13 protein-coding genes are annotated in these 15843 nt (G+C 64.9%); 11 read left to right on the forward strand and 2 right to left on the reverse strand.

What is annotated here, in order from left to right:
- Positions 1–367: 367 nt before the first annotated feature.
- Positions 368–766, forward strand: a complete 399-nt coding sequence (locus tag AC1D1Y_RS12075) for a hypothetical protein (protein WP_477654834.1) — start codon at positions 368–370, stop codon at positions 764–766.
- A 63-nt stretch (positions 767–829) separates the two neighbouring features.
- Here AC1D1Y_RS12075 and AC1D1Y_RS12080 read toward each other — a convergent pair whose 3' ends face one another.
- Positions 830–1339: a DUF1993 domain-containing protein gene (locus tag AC1D1Y_RS12080; RefSeq protein ID WP_477682556.1), complete on the reverse strand. Its 510-nt coding sequence runs from the start codon at positions 1337–1339 to the stop codon at positions 830–832.
- 239 nt (positions 1340–1578) lie between these two features.
- Here AC1D1Y_RS12080 and AC1D1Y_RS12085 point away from each other — a divergent pair, with 239 nt between their 5' ends.
- The 10 genes from AC1D1Y_RS12085 to AC1D1Y_RS12130 all read left to right on the forward strand — a co-directional run bounded on the left by AC1D1Y_RS12085 (position 1579) and on the right by AC1D1Y_RS12130 (position 12799).
- Positions 1579–2295 (forward strand): hypothetical protein, encoded by a 717-nt coding sequence (locus tag AC1D1Y_RS12085; protein WP_477682557.1) that lies wholly within the window; start codon positions 1579–1581, stop codon positions 2293–2295.
- Between the two features lie 233 nt (positions 2296–2528).
- A complete protein-coding gene (gene argE, locus AC1D1Y_RS12090) occupies positions 2529–3749 on the forward strand; it encodes an acetylornithine deacetylase (protein WP_477682558.1) in 1221 nt (406 codons plus the stop codon).
- 47 nt (positions 3750–3796) lie between these two features.
- The gene (locus AC1D1Y_RS12095; RefSeq protein ID WP_477682559.1) at positions 3797–4756 is read left to right on the forward strand and encodes a tripartite tricarboxylate transporter substrate binding protein; all 960 of its coding nucleotides are present in this window, start codon (positions 3797–3799) and stop codon (positions 4754–4756) included.
- A 160-nt stretch (positions 4757–4916) separates the two neighbouring features.
- Complete coding sequence (locus tag AC1D1Y_RS12100; RefSeq protein ID WP_477682560.1) at positions 4917–5636, forward strand: DUF1028 domain-containing protein; 720 nt, start codon at positions 4917–4919, stop codon at positions 5634–5636.
- Positions 5633–6661 (forward strand): ABC transporter ATP-binding protein, encoded by a 1029-nt coding sequence (locus AC1D1Y_RS12105; protein WP_477682561.1) that lies wholly within the window; start codon positions 5633–5635, stop codon positions 6659–6661. Before AC1D1Y_RS12100 ends, AC1D1Y_RS12105 begins: the two co-directional genes overlap by 4 nt.
- The gene (locus tag AC1D1Y_RS12110) at positions 6658–7713 is read left to right on the forward strand and encodes an ABC transporter ATP-binding protein (RefSeq protein WP_477682562.1); all 1056 of its coding nucleotides are present in this window, start codon (positions 6658–6660) and stop codon (positions 7711–7713) included. Before AC1D1Y_RS12105 ends, AC1D1Y_RS12110 begins: the two co-directional genes overlap by 4 nt.
- 97 nt (positions 7714–7810) lie before the next feature.
- Positions 7811–9310 carry an ABC transporter substrate-binding protein gene (locus AC1D1Y_RS12115; protein ID WP_477682563.1) on the forward strand — a complete coding sequence of 500 codons (1500 nt, stop codon included), beginning with the start codon at positions 7811–7813 and terminating at the stop codon, positions 9308–9310.
- 21 nt (positions 9311–9331) lie between these two features.
- The gene (locus AC1D1Y_RS12120) at positions 9332–10273 is read left to right on the forward strand and encodes an ABC transporter permease (protein ID WP_477682564.1); all 942 of its coding nucleotides are present in this window, start codon (positions 9332–9334) and stop codon (positions 10271–10273) included.
- Between the two features lie 3 nt (positions 10274–10276).
- Positions 10277–11149, forward strand: coding sequence for an ABC transporter permease (locus AC1D1Y_RS12125; RefSeq protein ID WP_477682565.1), 873 nt, complete (start codon positions 10277–10279; stop codon positions 11147–11149).
- Between the two features lie 42 nt (positions 11150–11191).
- Positions 11192–12799: a gamma-glutamyltransferase family protein gene (locus AC1D1Y_RS12130; protein ID WP_477682566.1), complete on the forward strand. Its 1608-nt coding sequence runs from the start codon at positions 11192–11194 to the stop codon at positions 12797–12799.
- A gap of 380 nt (positions 12800–13179) precedes the next feature.
- On the opposite strand, the gene AC1D1Y_RS12135 is transcribed toward AC1D1Y_RS12130, so the two are convergent.
- Positions 13180–15603, reverse strand: a complete 2424-nt coding sequence (locus tag AC1D1Y_RS12135; RefSeq protein WP_477682567.1) for a cellulase family glycosylhydrolase — start codon at positions 15601–15603, stop codon at positions 13180–13182.
- Positions 15604–15843 lie beyond the last annotated feature (240 nt).

A 15843-nucleotide genomic window follows, 5' to 3' on the forward strand; every position in this document is an offset into this window, starting at 1 on the left:
GGACATGACGCTAAGACTGAAGCGCGATGATGAGCAGCTTCCCTCTGAGGCTTCCCGTTTTACGCGCGCGGAAAGACAACTTTCAATTCATGTTTTCATGAAAAAGTTCCGGTTTTAAAAGGTCATCGGCTTGACTTGAGGACTGGGTTCGCGGACATTGTTAACACCTTGTAACAATTGACGTCAACTCTTTGGCCCTGCGTTAAACACGCCCTGTCAGACGGCTGGCGCCACAACACGATGCGCGCACATCATGAAACTTAACCAGCTCTTTGGAACGAAAAACGAGCCTGCAAGGACTTCGGGCGCGAGCCTTCCTGAATCGGAGGGATCTCTTCCCCCTGGCGAAGAGAATTCCGCCCTTGGCTTGCGACGGCAACTGATCCAGGTGCTGTTGCGGGACACCGCCCGGCGGGCGGGCATTCCGGCGCAGTGGCTGGACTGCCAGATGTTGCTGACCTCCAGCCGCCACGGTGAAGGCATGCACGTGCGCATCATCATGAAACACTGGGACCAGCGCCTGCTGACCTACGCGGTGGCTTTCGAGAAAGCCCTGATGGCCGACCTCAAGCGTTTTGAGCCGCATGCCGATGACTGGCTGCATGGCATTTCATGGCAGCTCGACGGAAGCCCCAATTGCCCCCACCAGAAGCTGCCCGACCCCAGTCTGTGGCAAGCCCCCGCGCGGCAGCCCGGCGCTGGGATGCCGCACACCCCGGCGACACCCGGGACACTTGCGCAGGCACAAAGCCCGGCAACGCACTAGCCCAGGCGGGCAACCAGCGCCCAGCAATGGGCGCCGGCATGGATTCAATAGCTCTTCAATCGCTCAATAGCTTCCGATGTAGTCCTTCTTGCCCACTTCCACGCCGTTGTGGCGCAGGATGGCGTACGCCGTGGTGGTGTGGAAGAAGAAATGCGGCAGGCCGTAGTTGAGCAGGTAGGACTGCCCCGTGAAGCGCTTTTCCTTGGGCGTGCCAGCCTGCGTGATGATCTCGCGCGTGGCGGCTTCGTCAAACTTCGCCGCGCCCAGTCCCTCGATGAAGGCCAGTATGGTGTCTATGCGCGCCTGCAGTTCGGCGAACGTGGTTTCCTTGTCTTCGATTTTGGGCACTTCCACGCCGGCCAACCGGGCCGACACGCTCTTGGCAAAGTCGCTGGCCACCTGCACCTGGCGCAGCAGGGGAAACATGTCGGGGAAAAGGCGCGCCTGCAGCAGCGCGTTGGGGTCGATGTTCTTCGCTGCCGCGTGGGCCTCGGCCTTGGCCAGGACGCCCTTGAGGCCGCCCAGCATCTGCTTGAAAACGGGAATGGAGGTGGTGTAGATGCTGCTGGTCATGGGGAAATGCTTTCTGTGAGGGGTAAATGGCCGGGCGGCGCATGCCGCGAGACGCATTCTCGCCGGGTTCAGCCGCGACCGCTTCCCGGACGCCGGGTACCCGCAAATGCCGCCAACGTTTTGCGCGCGGTTTTACATCCGGGTACCGGACAGCGCTTTTATGCTCATAAAGACGTAGGACGCTATCGCGACACGCACTCTGCGTACGCAGAAACTCCTAATATCAATATCAGTAAGCCATGGCTGCACCCCGCAGCCGGCGCTACCAGCGTGAGGTACCCATCATGTTCACCATCTCCAAAACCCTTGTAGCCCTGGCGGCCAGCAGCGCCATCCTGCTGTGCGGCGGCCCCGCCTTCGCGCAAACCACCAGCAACCCCGAAGGCGCCCGGCTGGCCGCCAACTACAGCGCCTTCGCTGGTTCACCGGAAAACGCGCGCTCCATGGTCAACGGGCTGCGCACCGGCACCGCCATCACACTCGGGCCCAGCCTGTCCGGCCCCAACGCCACGGCGCCCGCCGCCAGCCTGTCGCCGTCCACAGGCAAGATGGGCTACGGCAACGTCAACATCGCCATTTCGCTGGCTAAAACCTCGCTGGCCCAGCAAGGCATCAGCAATCCGACGCCGGGGCAGCTTTCGGCCGCACTGGGCGGCGTGCTCGGGCAAAGAAGCGAGGGCATGGGCTGGGGGCAGATCGCCAAAGGCATGGGCGTGACGCTGGGCTCGGTCGTCAGCGCTTCACACACCGACAAGAGCGGCAAGGCATCCAGCCATTCCGCCAAGGCAGACAGCGTTGCAAAAGCCGACATCGCGGGCAAGGGCCTGGGCGCCGGCAAGGACGCCGGCCATGGCGGCGGCAAGGGTAGCGGTAACGGTAACGGCGGCGGCAATGGCGGAGGCAACGGAGGTGGCAACGGCGGTGGTGGTGGCGGTGGTGGCGGCGGGAAAAAATAAGACCGCCGGCAAGCGCCCCCCCCAGCCACTCCTGGCTGCACAACACCGCCGAGATCATTCGATCCGGCGGTTTTTTTTGCCCGGGCCGCCACCGGGCCTCGGGCGGGATCACGCCCGCGCGCAAAATAGTATGCTGTCATACAATTTTCCGGCAACGCGCTCGCCCCTCGCTATTCCTTCGGCCGCCGCCGTCCCGCAAACCACGGCATCGCGCCGCACCACAAAGGCCCACCATGAATGCCCCACTTCCCAACGCCACCCGCAGCGCCGTGCAGGCCGCCGACCTTGCCGCCTTGCCGCTGATTGAAAAATGGGTGTCCTTTGCCTCCGTCTCCCGCGACAGCAACCTGCCCCTGCTCGACTGGACGCAGGCGAAGCTTGAAGCCCTGGGCATTGAATGCCGCCGCACCTATGACGACAGCGGCAAGAAGGCCAACCTCTGGGCCACACTGCCCGCCGAAAACGGCGAAACCAAGCTGGGCGGCCTGGTGCTGTCGGGCCACACCGACGTGGTGCCGGTCGACGGCCAGCCCTGGGACACCGACCCCTTCGCGGCGCAAATCATCGGCGACAAGCTCTACGGCCGCGGCGTGACCGATATGAAGAGCTACGGCGCCACCGCGCTGATGATGGTGCCCGAGCTGCTCAAGCGCAAACTCAAGCGCCCGGTGCACCTGGCCTTCAGCTACGACGAGGAGGTCGGCTGCATAGGCGTGCGCCGCATGATCGCCGACATGGTGGACCAGGGCTACAAACCCGCCGGCTGCATCGTCGGCGAGCCCACCGGCATGCAGGTGGTGATCGCGCACAAGGGCAAACACGCCTACAAGACCTCGGTGCGCGGCTTCGAGGCGCACTCCTCGCTGACGCCGCTGGGCGTCAACGCGGTAGAGATCGCCTGTGAATTTGTCGCGCACCTGAAATCCATGCATCGCCGCCTGGTGGCCGAGGGACCCTTCGACCCGATTTACGACGTGCCGCACACCACCATTCATACCGGCGTGATCGCCGGCGGCACCGCGCTCAACATCATCCCGCGCGACTGCGACGTGACCTGGGAAATTCGCCACCATCACATGAATTCACCGGTCGCGCTGTTCAACGAGGCCAAGGCCTTCGCCGACAGCCTGGTCCCGGCCATGCAGGCCGTTGCGGCCGATACCGGCATCAGCCACAAGCTCAACTCGGTGTTGCCCGGCTTCGCGACGGAAGCCGACAGCGAGATCGCCCAACTGTGCTTCAAGTGCGCCGGCGTCGACGCCAGCTCGGGCGCCGGCAAGGTGTCTTTTGGCACGGAAGCTGCATTGTTCCATCAGGTCGGTGTGCCGACCATCGTGTGCGGCCCCGGCCACATCGCGCAGGCACACCAGCCCAACGAATGGGTCACACTCGACCAACTCGCCTGGTGCGAGCGCTTCATGCGCCGCCTGGCCGACGAAATCTGCGTGAACTGAAAACCTGATCCGAACCGCAACCACCACTATCCGAAAGAAAACATTCCATGATGCAACGCCGAGATTTCCTGGGCACCGGCCTGGCCCTTGCCGCAGGCGGCGCCCTGGCCCAGTCCAATACCAAGATCGCACGCATCGTGGTGCCCTTCGCGCCGGGCGGCGTGCAGGATCTGCTGGCGCGGGCCATGTCCACCGAGCTCGGCCAGGCGCTGGGCCAGACCGTCATCATTGAAAACCGTCCCGGCGCCGGCGGCACCGTGGGCACGGCCTATGTCGCCAAGTCGGCGCCCGACAGCGGCGCCATGGTGCTGGGCGCGGCCAGCCACAACATCGCCGGCACGCTCTACACCAAACTCAGCTACGACCCGCAAAAAGACTTCGCCCCCATGGCGCACATCGGCACCGCCGACTACGTGCTGATGATCCACCCCGACGTGCCGGCGAAAACCGCCGCCGAATATATCCGCTACGCCAAGGCCAATCCCGGCAAGCTCAACTACGCCACCGCCGGCGTCGGCAGCGCCACGCACCTTTCGATGGCCTACTTCAACGGCCTGGCCGGCATCGATGTGGTGCACGTGCCGCTCAAGGCCACGGGCGAGGCGATCAACGAAGTGATCTCGGGCCGCGCCCATGCCGTGATCGCCGCCAGCATAGGCGCGCTGGCCTTTGCCAAAGACAGCCGCATACGCCTGATCGGCGTGACCTCGCCCAAGCGCTCCAAATATTTGCCCGACGTCCCCACCATCGCCGAAAGCGGCCTGCCCGGCTACCAGTTCGATTCATGGTTCGGCCTGCTGGGCCCCGCCGCCACACCGGCGGCCGAGGTCAATCGCGTCAACGCAGCCATGGCCAAGGTCCTCAAGGATCCCGTGGTGCTGGAGCGCCTGGACAAGCAGGGCATCGAGCCGCTGGCCATGAACAACGCCGACTTCGCGAAGTTGCTGGCGGTCGACTACAAGCGCATGGCGGAAGTCGTCAGGGCCTCAGGCGCCAAGGTCGAATAAGCGGCGAAGCGGCGCCCTGGCTGGCAGGCACAGCCCGCCGAAGCGTGGCATGATAAATGCGTCATCCATTAGCTATTTGAAAGTCGCTTCATGCGGCTTTTTGTTTGCGGGGAGCACGAGACGCCCGACCAAGGGCGCAGTTGCGATGAAAGTCTGATACATGACCTGGTCCCTCATCGCGCGCGATTCATCGGGCGCGTTTGGCGTGGCGGTTGCCAGCAAATTTTTTGCCGTGGGCGCGCTGTGCCCGCACGCCCGCAGCGGCGTGGGGGCGCTTGCCACGCAGGCGCTGGTCAACCCGTTGTATGCCGCGCCGGCGCTGGACGGCCTGGCCTTCGGCCAGTCTCCCGACTACATCATCAAGCGCCTGACCTCGGCGGACGAAGGCCGTGACCACCGCCAGTTGCACCTGATAGGCGCAAACGGCCAAGCCGCCAGCTACACCGGCAACGCCTGCATAGACTGGTGCGGCCACACGGCGGGCGTTGGCTATTCCGTCGCCGGCAACATGCTGGCCGGCCCGCAGGTGATTGAAGCCACGGCGCTGGCCTATGAGGCCAATGCCCAACTCCCTTTTGCCGAACGCCTGATCACCGCGCTGGCGGCCGGCGAAGCCGCGGGCGGCGACAAGCGCGGCAAGCAGGCCGCCGCACTTTTGATTTACACCACAGAAGATTACTGCGCACTGGACATCCGGGTGGACGACCATGCCGAGCCCCTGCTGGAACTGCGCCGCCTTTACGACAAAAGCCTGGAGCGCTACCAGCCCTTCAGCACCTGCCTGCCTTCGCGCCGCAGCCCGGCGGGCATCACCGATCGCGCGGTGATCGAAGCCGAGATCACGCGCTTTCACGCACTGCGCGGCGGAGCCGCCGAATGACGGTATTGCTGGAGGTGAGCGGCCTGCGCACCAGCTTCAAGCTCGAAGGCGGTGGTGAATTCGCCGCGGTGGACGGCATCAGTTTTTCAGTGGAGTCCGGCCGCACCCTGGGCATCGTCGGCGAATCAGGCTGCGGCAAAAGCGTGACCTCGCTGTCCATCATGGGACTGCTGCCCAAGGGCCAGGGGCGTATTTCCGCAGGCTCCATCCGCTTTGAGGGCACCGACCTGGCCACGCTGGGCCCGGACGACATGCGCGCGCTGCGCGGCAACCGCATGGCCATGATCTTCCAGGAACCCATGACTTCGCTGAACCCGGCTTTCACCATAGGCGACCAGCTGATTGAAGGCATACGCTGCCACCGCGACATCAGCGCGGCCGAAGCAAGGGAGCATGCCATCGCCATGCTGCGCCGTGTGCGCATTCCCTCACCCGAGCAGCGCATCGACGAATATCCGCACAAGCTCTCGGGTGGCATGCGCCAGCGCGTGATGATCGCCATGGCGCTGGCCTGCGAGCCGCAGTTGCTGATCGCCGACGAACCCACCACCGCGCTGGACGTCACCATCCAGGCCCAGGTGCTGGACCTGATGCGCATGCTGCGCGAGGAAACCGGCACCGCCATCATCCTGATCACGCACGACCTGGGCGTGATCGCCGAGCTGGCCGATGAGGTCGCCGTGATGTATTCCGGCAGGATCGTGGAGCGCGCGCCCGTGGGGCGCCTGTTTGCCGAGCCGCAGCATCCCTACACCATAGGATTACTGGGCTCCATCCCCAAGCTGCACCTGGCGCAGGACCGGCTCAACGCGATTGAGGGCCAGGTGCCCACACCCATGACACGCATGGACGGCTGCCGCTTCGCGCCGCGCTGCCCCTTCGCCGTCGACAAATGCCGGCAGGAAGTGCCGCCGCTGATGGACATGGGCGACGGCCACGAAGCGGCTTGCTGGCGCGCGCCGCTGGACATCGGCATGGCGCCTCTTCGCGCCGCAACCGCCATACCCAGCGAGGTGACGCCGTGAGCGCATTGCTGAAAGTCGAAAACCTGGTCAAACATTTCCCGGTGCGCCCGCACCTGTTCAGCCGCTCCAAGGCGGTCGTGCATGCGGTCGACGGGCTGAACTTTGAGTTGAACACCGGCGAGACCATGGCGCTGGTCGGTGAATCGGGTTGTGGCAAATCCACCGTGGGGCGGCTGGTGCTGCGGCTGCTGGACGCGACCTCCGGCCAGGTCTGGTTTGACGGTGAGGACCTGATGGCCTTGCCGGCCGGCCGCCTGCGCGCCAAACGCCGCGAGCTGCAGATGATTTTCCAGGACCCGTATTCCTCGCTGAACCCGCGCATGACGGTGGAGCAGGCGCTGACCGAGCCGCTGGCCCTGCACGGCCTGGCGCGCGGCCGGCACCGCGAGCGCGCCGCCGAGCTGCTGGACCTGGTGGGCCTGGCGCCGCAATACCTGCAGCGCTACCCGCATGAATTTTCGGGCGGCCAGCGCCAGCGCATCGGCATCGCCCGCGCCCTCGCCGTGGAGCCGCGGCTCATCGTCTGCGACGAGGCGGTGTCGGCGCTGGACGTTTCCATCCAGGCGCAGGTCGTCAACCTGCTGCAGGATTTGCAGCGGCGCCTGGGCTTGGCCTATGTCTTCATCGCACACGACCTCGCGGTGGTCAAGCACATCGCCTCGCATGTAGCCGTGATGTACCTCGGGCAGATCGTCGAGTACGCCGACAAACAAAGCCTGTTCGCGCAACCGCGCCACCCGTACACCCAGGCCCTGCTGTCGGCGATCCCGGTGCCCGAACCCGGCCTCAAGCGCGAGCGCACGCTGCTGCAGGGCGACGTGCCCAACCCCATCACACCGCCTTCGGGCTGCCGTTTCAGGACGCGCTGCCCTTACGCCCGGGACCGTTGCGCCGAGGAAGTGCCCGCGCTGCGTTCAGATGGACAAGGCGGCCACGCGGTGGCCTGCCATTTCTGGGAAGAGATCACGGCGCCGGCCGGCATTATCGGCGGCGCCGTCGTGAACGAGAGGCTGCTCCGGCTCCAGGCCGCCTTTCACGCGCAAGCGGCCTGATGGAGACCACGATGTTCATACCCTCCCACCGATCCCCGGCGCAAGACAGCCATCCAAGCCAGCCATCATCGCAATCGACAACCGCAAAGGACAAACCATGAGCACCAAAATCCTGCTGGCCCTGACATTGGCCGCCACCGCCTGCGCCACCCAGGCCCAAACCCTGCGCATAGGCCTGGCCGAAGACCCGGACGTGCTGGACCCGACGCTGGCGCGCAGCTTCGTGAGCCGCATCGTGTTCTCCTCACTGTGCGACAAGCTGGTCGACATCGATGAAAAACTCAACATCGTGCCGCAGCTGGCCACCTCCTACGCCTGGTCGGCCGACAACAAGGCGCTGACCCTGAAGCTGCGCAGCGGCGTGACCTTCCATGACGGCGAAAAATTCGACGCCGCCGCGGTGAAGTTCAACATAGACCGCCACAAAAACCTTGCAGGCTCGAATCGCCGCGGCGAGCTGGCGCCCGTCACCACGGTGGACGTCATCGACGACCTCACGGTCAAGATCAACCTGAGCGCGCCCTTCTCGCCGCTGCTCAGCGTGCTGGCCGACCGCGCCGGCATGATGGTGTCGCCCAAGGCTGCGCAGGCCGCGCCCACCAACTTCGGCACCAGGCCGGTGTGCTCGGGCCCCTTCAAGTTCACCGAGCGCGTGGCGCAGGACCGCATCGTGCTGGAACGCTATGCCGGCTACTGGGACAAGGCCAACATCCACTTCGACAAAGTCGTCTTCCAGCCCATCGTCGACGCCACCGTGCGCCTGGCCAACCTGCGCTCCGGCCAGCTCGACTTCATCGAGCGCGTGGCACCCTCCGACATCGCCTCCATCAAGGCCGACAAAAAGCTCTCCTTCTCGCGCATCACCGAGCTGGGCTACCAGGGCATCACCATCAACACCGGCAAGAGTGACCAGTCGCAGAAGAATCCGCTGGGCCGCGACTCGCGCGTGCGCGAGGCCTTTGAGCTCTCGCTGGACCGCGCCGGCATCGTGCAGGTCGCCATGGACGGCGAAGCCACGCCGGGCAACCAGTGGGTGCCACCCGCCAACAGCTTCTACGCCAAGAACGTCCCCATTCCCAAGCGCGACATCGCACGCGCCAAACAGCTGCTGAAAGAAGCGGGTGTGCCCAACCCCGTTTTCACGCTGATGACGCCCACCACCTCTGATGCCCAGCGCGTGGCACAGGTGGTGCAGGCCATGGCCAAGGAGGCCGGCTTTGACGTGAAGATCCAGTCCACCGAATTCGCCACCTCGCTGAACCTGGCCGACAAGGGCCAGTTTGACGCCTATGTGCTGGCCTGGAGCGGCCGCGCCGACCCGGACGGCAATCTCTTCAGCTTCTACGGCTGCAAGCAGCCGCTGAACTACAGCGGCGAATGCCGCCCGCAGTGGGACGAATTGCTGAACCGCTCGCGCAACACGCTTGACACCGCCGGGCGCATCAAGGTGTTTGCCACGCTGGCCGCTGAAGCCGACAAGGTCAAGCCGGTTGTTTACCTTTTTCACCGCAACTGGCTGTGGGCCTACAACAAGAAAATCACCGGCATGCGCACTGTGCCTGACGGGCTGGTGCGCATCCAGGGTTTGAAGATGTAAAGCAGGCGGCGCCCAACTCACATGCTCCAGTACTTCCTCAAGCGGCTTGCCGCGATCATCCCGACCGTGTTCTTTGTCACGGTCATCATCTTCGGGCTGCAGCAACTGCTGCCCGGTGATGCCGCGTCGGTCCTGGCCGGGGAAAATCAGGACCCCGAGGTGATCGCCTACCTGCAAAAGAAGATGCACCTCGACGAGCCGCTGCCCATGCGCTACGCCTACTGGATTTCCGGCGTGTTCCACGGCGACCTGGGCGAATCGATGCGCATCCAGCAGCCGGTGCTGGGCCTGATCAAGGAAAAGCTGCCGGTCACGCTGCAGCTGGCGGCCATGGCCATGGTCATCGCGCTGCTGATCGGCATCCCGGCCGGCATCGTCTCGGCCGTGGGCAAGGACTCGGCCTGGGACTACCTGGCCAACGTGATCGCGCTGTGGGGCCTGTCCACGCCCAATTTCTGGCTGGGCATTTTGATGATCCTGGTGTTCTCGGTGCAGCTGGGCTGGTTGCCGGCATCAGGTTATGTCAGCCCCTTTGAAGACCTGCGGGCCAACCTGGCCGCCATGATCATGCCGGCCTTTGTGCTGGGCAACGCGATTGCCGCAGTGCTGATGCGCCACACGCGCAGCGCCATGCTGCAGGTGCTCAACGCCGACTACGTGCGCACCGCGCGCGCCAAGGGCCTGACCGAGCGGCGCGTGGTGCTGAAACACGCGCTGCGCAATGCGCTCACGCCCATCATCACACTGGGCGCGCTGGAGTTCGGCACGCTGCTGTCGGGTGCGGTATTGACCGAGCAGGTGTTTTCGATTCCCGGTTTCGGCAAGCTGATCGTGGATGCGGTGTTCAACCGCGACTACGCTGTCGTGCAGGGCGTGGTGCTGTTCACCTCCAGCGTCTACATCCTGCTGAACCTGCTGGCCGACCTGGCGTATTTTGTCGTCAACCCACGGCTGAGGGGTTGAGGCATGAGCGCTGTCCTTCCCGCTGCCATTCCGCGTGAGGCCACACCGGCCCGCCGCGCGCTGCGCCGCCTGATGCGCCGCCGCGGCGCCATGCTGGGCCTGGCGATCGTGCTGATTTTTGTGACACTTGCGCTGTTTGCGCCATGGATCGCGCCTTACGACCCGATTGCCACCAGCTGGAGCGCGGTGCGCAAGCCGCCCAGCATGCAATACCTGTTCGGCACCGACGAGATAGGCCGCGATGTGCTCTCGCGTGTGGTGTGGGGGGCGCGCGCCTCGCTGCTGGCAGGCCTGGTGTCGGTCTGCATATCGATGGCGCTGGGTGTGCCCGTAGGCCTGCTGGCCGCCTACGTGGGCGGCTGGACGGACAGCCTGATCTCGCGCTTCACCGACGCCATGCTGGCCGTTCCCTTCCTGATCCTGGCCATCGCGCTGGCCGCCTTCCTGGGCCCCAGCCTCAGCAACGCGATGATCGCCATCGGCGTGTCGGCCACACCCATCTTCATACGCCTCACGCGCGCGCAGGTGCTGGCCATGAAGGTGGAAGATTTCGTCGAGGCGGCGCGCGCCGTCGGCAACCCGCACTGGCGCATCGCGCTGCGCCACATCCTTCCCAATGTGCTGCCGCCGCTGATCGTGCAGGCCTCGCTGGCGATTGCCGCCGCCATCATCGCCGAGGCCAGCCTGTCCTTCCTGGGCCTGGGCCAGCAGCCGCCGGCGCCCAGCTGGGGCAGCATGCTTAACACCGCCAAGAATTACGTCGACAATGCACCCTGGATGGCGATCTGGCCCGGCCTCTCCATCTTTTTGCTGGTGCTGTCCTTCAACCTGCTGGGAGACGGCCTGCGCGATGCGCTGGACCCCAAGCACAAATAAAATAGACCTGCACCAATACGGCGCGCTTTTCCCTCATCCATCATGCCCACCTTTGACGCCCTCCACTACCCCTATGCCTCCCGCCGCAACGTGGTCTATGCCAACAAGGGCATGGTCGCCACCTCGCAGCCGCTGGCCGCGCAGGCGGGCCTGCAGGTGCTGCAGGCCGGTGGCAACGCGATTGACGCGGCGATTGCCACGGCGGCCGCGCTCACGGTCGTTGAGCCCAATGCCAACGGCATAGGTGGCGATGCCTTCGCGCTGGTCTGGCACGGTGGCAAGCTGCACGGCCTCAACGCCAGCGGCCCGGCGCCGCGCAGCATCACCCTCGACAAACTGACCAGCCAGGGCCTGACCGAAGTGCCCAAGTACGGGCCGCTGCCGGTCACGGTGCCGGGCACGCCCGCCGCCTGGGCCGCATTGGCGCAGCGCTTCGGCAAACTGCCACTCAAGACCTCGATGGCACGCGCCGTCGAACTGGCGCGTGAGGGCTTTCCGGTCTCGCCCACCGTGGCGTCGGCCTGGCAGCAGGCCACCGCGCTGTTCCGTGAAAAGTTCAAGGAACCGTATTTCAAGTCGTGGTTCGACACCTTCGCGCCGGAACGCGCGCCGCAGCCGGGTGAGATCTGGCGCTCCGCCGCGCATGCCGACACCCTGCAGTCGATTGCCGACACGGCCGCCGAAAGTTTTTACCGCGGCCCGCTGGCCGAGCGCATCGCGGCCTTTGTGCAGTCTGCCGGCGGCTACCTGGCCCAGGAAGACCTGGCCGCCTTCCAGGTCGACTGGTGCGACCCGATCAGCGTCAACTACCGCGGTTATGACGTCTGGGAAATCCCGCCCAATGGCCACGGCCTGGTGGCCCTGATGGCGCTCAACATCCTCAAGGGCTTTGACTTCAGCGAACGCGACAGCCTGCGCACCCACCACCTGCAGATCGAGGCCATGAAACTGGCTTTTGCCGACGGCCTGGCGCACATCGCCGACCCGGCGCACATGCGCGTGTCCGTGGCCGACCTGCTGTCGGACGCCTACGCGGACCAGCGCCGCGCGCTGATAGGCGAGCGCGCCCTGCAGCCCATGCCGGGCGAGCCTTCGCGCGGCGGCACCGTCTACCTGAGCACGGCCGACGGCGAGGGCAATATGGTTTCGCTGATCCAGAGCAACTACATGGGCTTCGGCTCGGGCATGGTGGTGCCGGGCACCGGCATTGCGCTGCACAACCGCGGCAACAATTTTTCACTCGACGCCCAGCACCCCAATTGCCTGGCACCCGGCAAGCGGCCCTACCACACCATCATCCCGGGCTTCCTGACCCAGGGCGGCCGGGCCATAGGCCCCTTCGGCGTGATGGGCGGCTTCATGCAGCCGCAAGGCCATGTGCAGATGGTGATGAACACCGTGGACTTCGGCCTGAACCCTCAGGCTTCGCTGGACGCACCGCGCTGGGAATGGGAAAGCGGCAAGCGCGTGAGCATCGAGCACTCCACGCCCGAACACCTCTTCCACGGCCTCGCGGGCCTTGGCCATCAGGTAGCCTGGTCCGGCAACCGCATGGGCTTTGGCCGCGGGCAGATCATCTGGCGCAATGCTGAGGGCGTGCTCTGCGGCGGGACTGAGCCGCGCGCAGACGGCTCCATCGCCGCCTGGTAATTCCATTTCTACTTCAGCGCGATAGGTCGTTGCACCGCCTTGCCGTGCCGGGGCCAGCCAATGCCATTTATGCAAATGCGAATGGGGTGAAAACGGCGCCAATCAAGGCGCGCGACGAATCCCAGACCGGGAGTCTGGGTGAGGAGCGCAACGCGGAGTGGCGCCGTTTTCACCCCATTCCCTCCGGGTTGCGATCAAAAAGGCCCTGCGCGGCGTTGCAAAGCCTTGGCGGGGATTACCCCGCCCGCGTTTTGCGCCTTGCTCAAGGCCTTTTTGACTCGCAACGCATCTTGCATAAATGGCATTGGCTGGCCCCAAGCACTGTCTGCGGCGGTGCGCCTACTCTCGCACTGAATTAGAAATGGAATAAGTACCGGCGCTCACCTGAGCGCCAGGCCTGCCGTGCTGGCCAGGTACTGCTCCAGCACCGCCAGTTCGGCCGCGGTGGGCGCACCCTTGCCCGCGATGACTGCGTAGAGGTTTCCCCGGAAACCCTCACGCGGGTAATAGCTGATGTAGCCGCAGCCCATCAGCATCTGGGTGAAGGCGCTGGGCGCGAAGGTCGCTGCGCTGCTGCCGATCTCGGCGGAATTAAGGCGCAGCTTTTGCGCTCCGGCTACCGACGCCAGCGCCAACACCGCCGGTGTGTTGACGGCGAGCTTGGCCGGCGCCAGCAACTGCACCGTCTGGCCTTTCGAGTCAATCCACCGGGCGCGCGGCTGGCCGTTCAGAAAACCCAGCTCCGAGGTCTGCGGGTCTTCCGTCTTGGAGGCCTGGAACACCACACCGGTGTTGGTACTTACGGGAACGCTGAGGGCCGCGATGGCGAAATGCGCATCCTCCAGGTTGTAGGGCACGCGGTTGCGCGGGTTGGGCTGCACGCCGGCCATGCGGCTGGATTTTTTGCACCAGAAACCGAAAGACTCGGGCACGCTATGGTCGGAATTCTTTTTGCCGTTGGTTACGCGCATGACGGGCACCGACATCGGCCCCGAGGCGCCGCTGTCCTTGTTCATCCAGTTGATCATCTCCAAGGCATTGCCCGGGCTGGATCCATAACCTGAATCCGCCACGGCGCGCACGACCTGGCCAGCGGCGGCCGGCGCGCCCAACAGGTAGTCGGTATAGCCGTCGGCCAGTTCCCATTTGCAAGCGCCGTACTTGGCGACGATAGCCAGCGCTGCGTCGGGCAGGCTTGTTGCGGCATAGCCCGCAGGGTCCGTCAGCGAAAACACCTTGCGCGGCGGCGGCACCTGGCCCGACAGCTGCCCGTCGCTGGTGTAGCTCAGGGTCGCGATCTGGTTGGCGGCGGGGGTGTAAGTGAAGCTGTCCTGCCCATTGGCACCCGCCGGAATGGTCAGGCGCGACTTGCTCAGGGTACCGCCCTTGTTGGACGCCACCGTGAGCACCACCGGCTGGGCCAGGTTGCCGCGCGCGTAGACGGTGATCGTGATCGGTGTTCCCGCCGGTGCATAGCCGGGCCCGTCGTCGAAAAGGGTTGCCTGCACAATGCCGGCCGCGGCCTTGAGCACGCTCGAAACCGACGACTCCAGCGTCTTGTTCTGGTGCCAGCCGGGCACATGGTTGATGGCGTAGTTGCGGATCGGCCAGTGGTTGCCGCCCATCCAGGTGTAGACCTCGCAACCCGACTGCGCGGCATAGACCGCCGTCTGCGCGAACATCGCCTCCCAGCGCGGGTCGTCAATCGGCATGCCGACCTCGGTGAGCGCCAGCTTCACGCCCTTGGCCACGGCCCAGTCGACCGCGAGCTTGAGCCTGTCCGCGCCGGTGGAAACCTTGATGGGGCCGGTACCGAAACCGGCGCTGTAGTTCTTGGCGACCTCGGTGTCGTAGTCAAAAAAAGCTCCGTTGCTGAAGGCGTCCAGGTACACGTGCACTTCATAAATCAGGTTGCTCCCCGACAGCGGAAAGCCGGGGTTCTTGGTCGCCAGGGCCATGGCTGAGTCGTACTGGTTCCCCGCCACATAGATGGGGTTGACAGTGTCAACCGCGCGTATCGCCTGGATGGCCGCCTGCGCGAACGTGGGCCAGATCGTCAGGTCTTCGCCGCCCTTCACGGCTTCCTCGTTGGATGCGATGACGCCGCCCGGCTTGGGCATGTCGTGCGGCTCGTTCATGAGGCCGTAACCGCCGAAGCCCGGGTGGTTCTTCCACTTGGTCGCGGCGCGCGTCCAGAAATCCGTGAAATGTGCGATCTTCAGCGTCGCGCCCGGCGCCAGCGAAAAAATCCGCGACTGGATTTGCACCGCATCGGTGGTGTAGGGCCTGAGCACGCCGCCTGGCGGCACGGTCAGGCCTATCACCGAGCCGTCGGACTGGAAACGGAAATCCTGGTAGCGGCCGTAGTTGTGGTTGTCGATGATGCAGCGCGTGCCCGCTGCCGCATGGGCATCGAGCACGCCAGTGATGAAAGCCTCGTATCCCGCATGGAAGGCGCCCGGGTTGCCGATGGCCGCTTTCGCGGCCGCATTGGCCACCGTGTCATGCAGCATGGGCTGCAACAGCTCCCACTGGATGGGCAGCCGGTTCTTCATGAAACCGCAGGCCGCCAGGTAGGCTACGTCGGCTTTGCGCGGCACGGTGAAATGCAGGTTGGGCGCCGAACTCGTGTTGGCACGCAGGCCGGGCTTGGCCCATTCCATGCCCGAGAGATTGGTGCCCATGGCGGGCATGCCGGCCGCGGCGCGCGCGACGGCGGCTTGCGCCTGCCGGCTCACGCCGAAGGGAAGGGCTGCCAGGGCGCCGGCCGCCAAAGCGGTTTTGGAAAATTCACGTCTTTGCATCGGAAGGCTTCTCCTGTTGCTGCATGTCTTTGAAAGACTCAGGTTAAGCCCGGTATTTCCGCTTCATTACAGTTTGAAGCAACACAATGCCTCGCTTACATTTGGCCCCTGTCAAGACTGACAGGTTTGAGCAGGGCCAGCGCGAAAACACGAGGTCGGTGACAATAGCGCCAGGTATTTTTTGCCGCCATGACCCTACCCTGGCAGCTTTCACAACACCGTTTTCGTGCTGGCCCAAAA

The organism is Polaromonas sp. P1_G1, assembly GCF_056405595.1.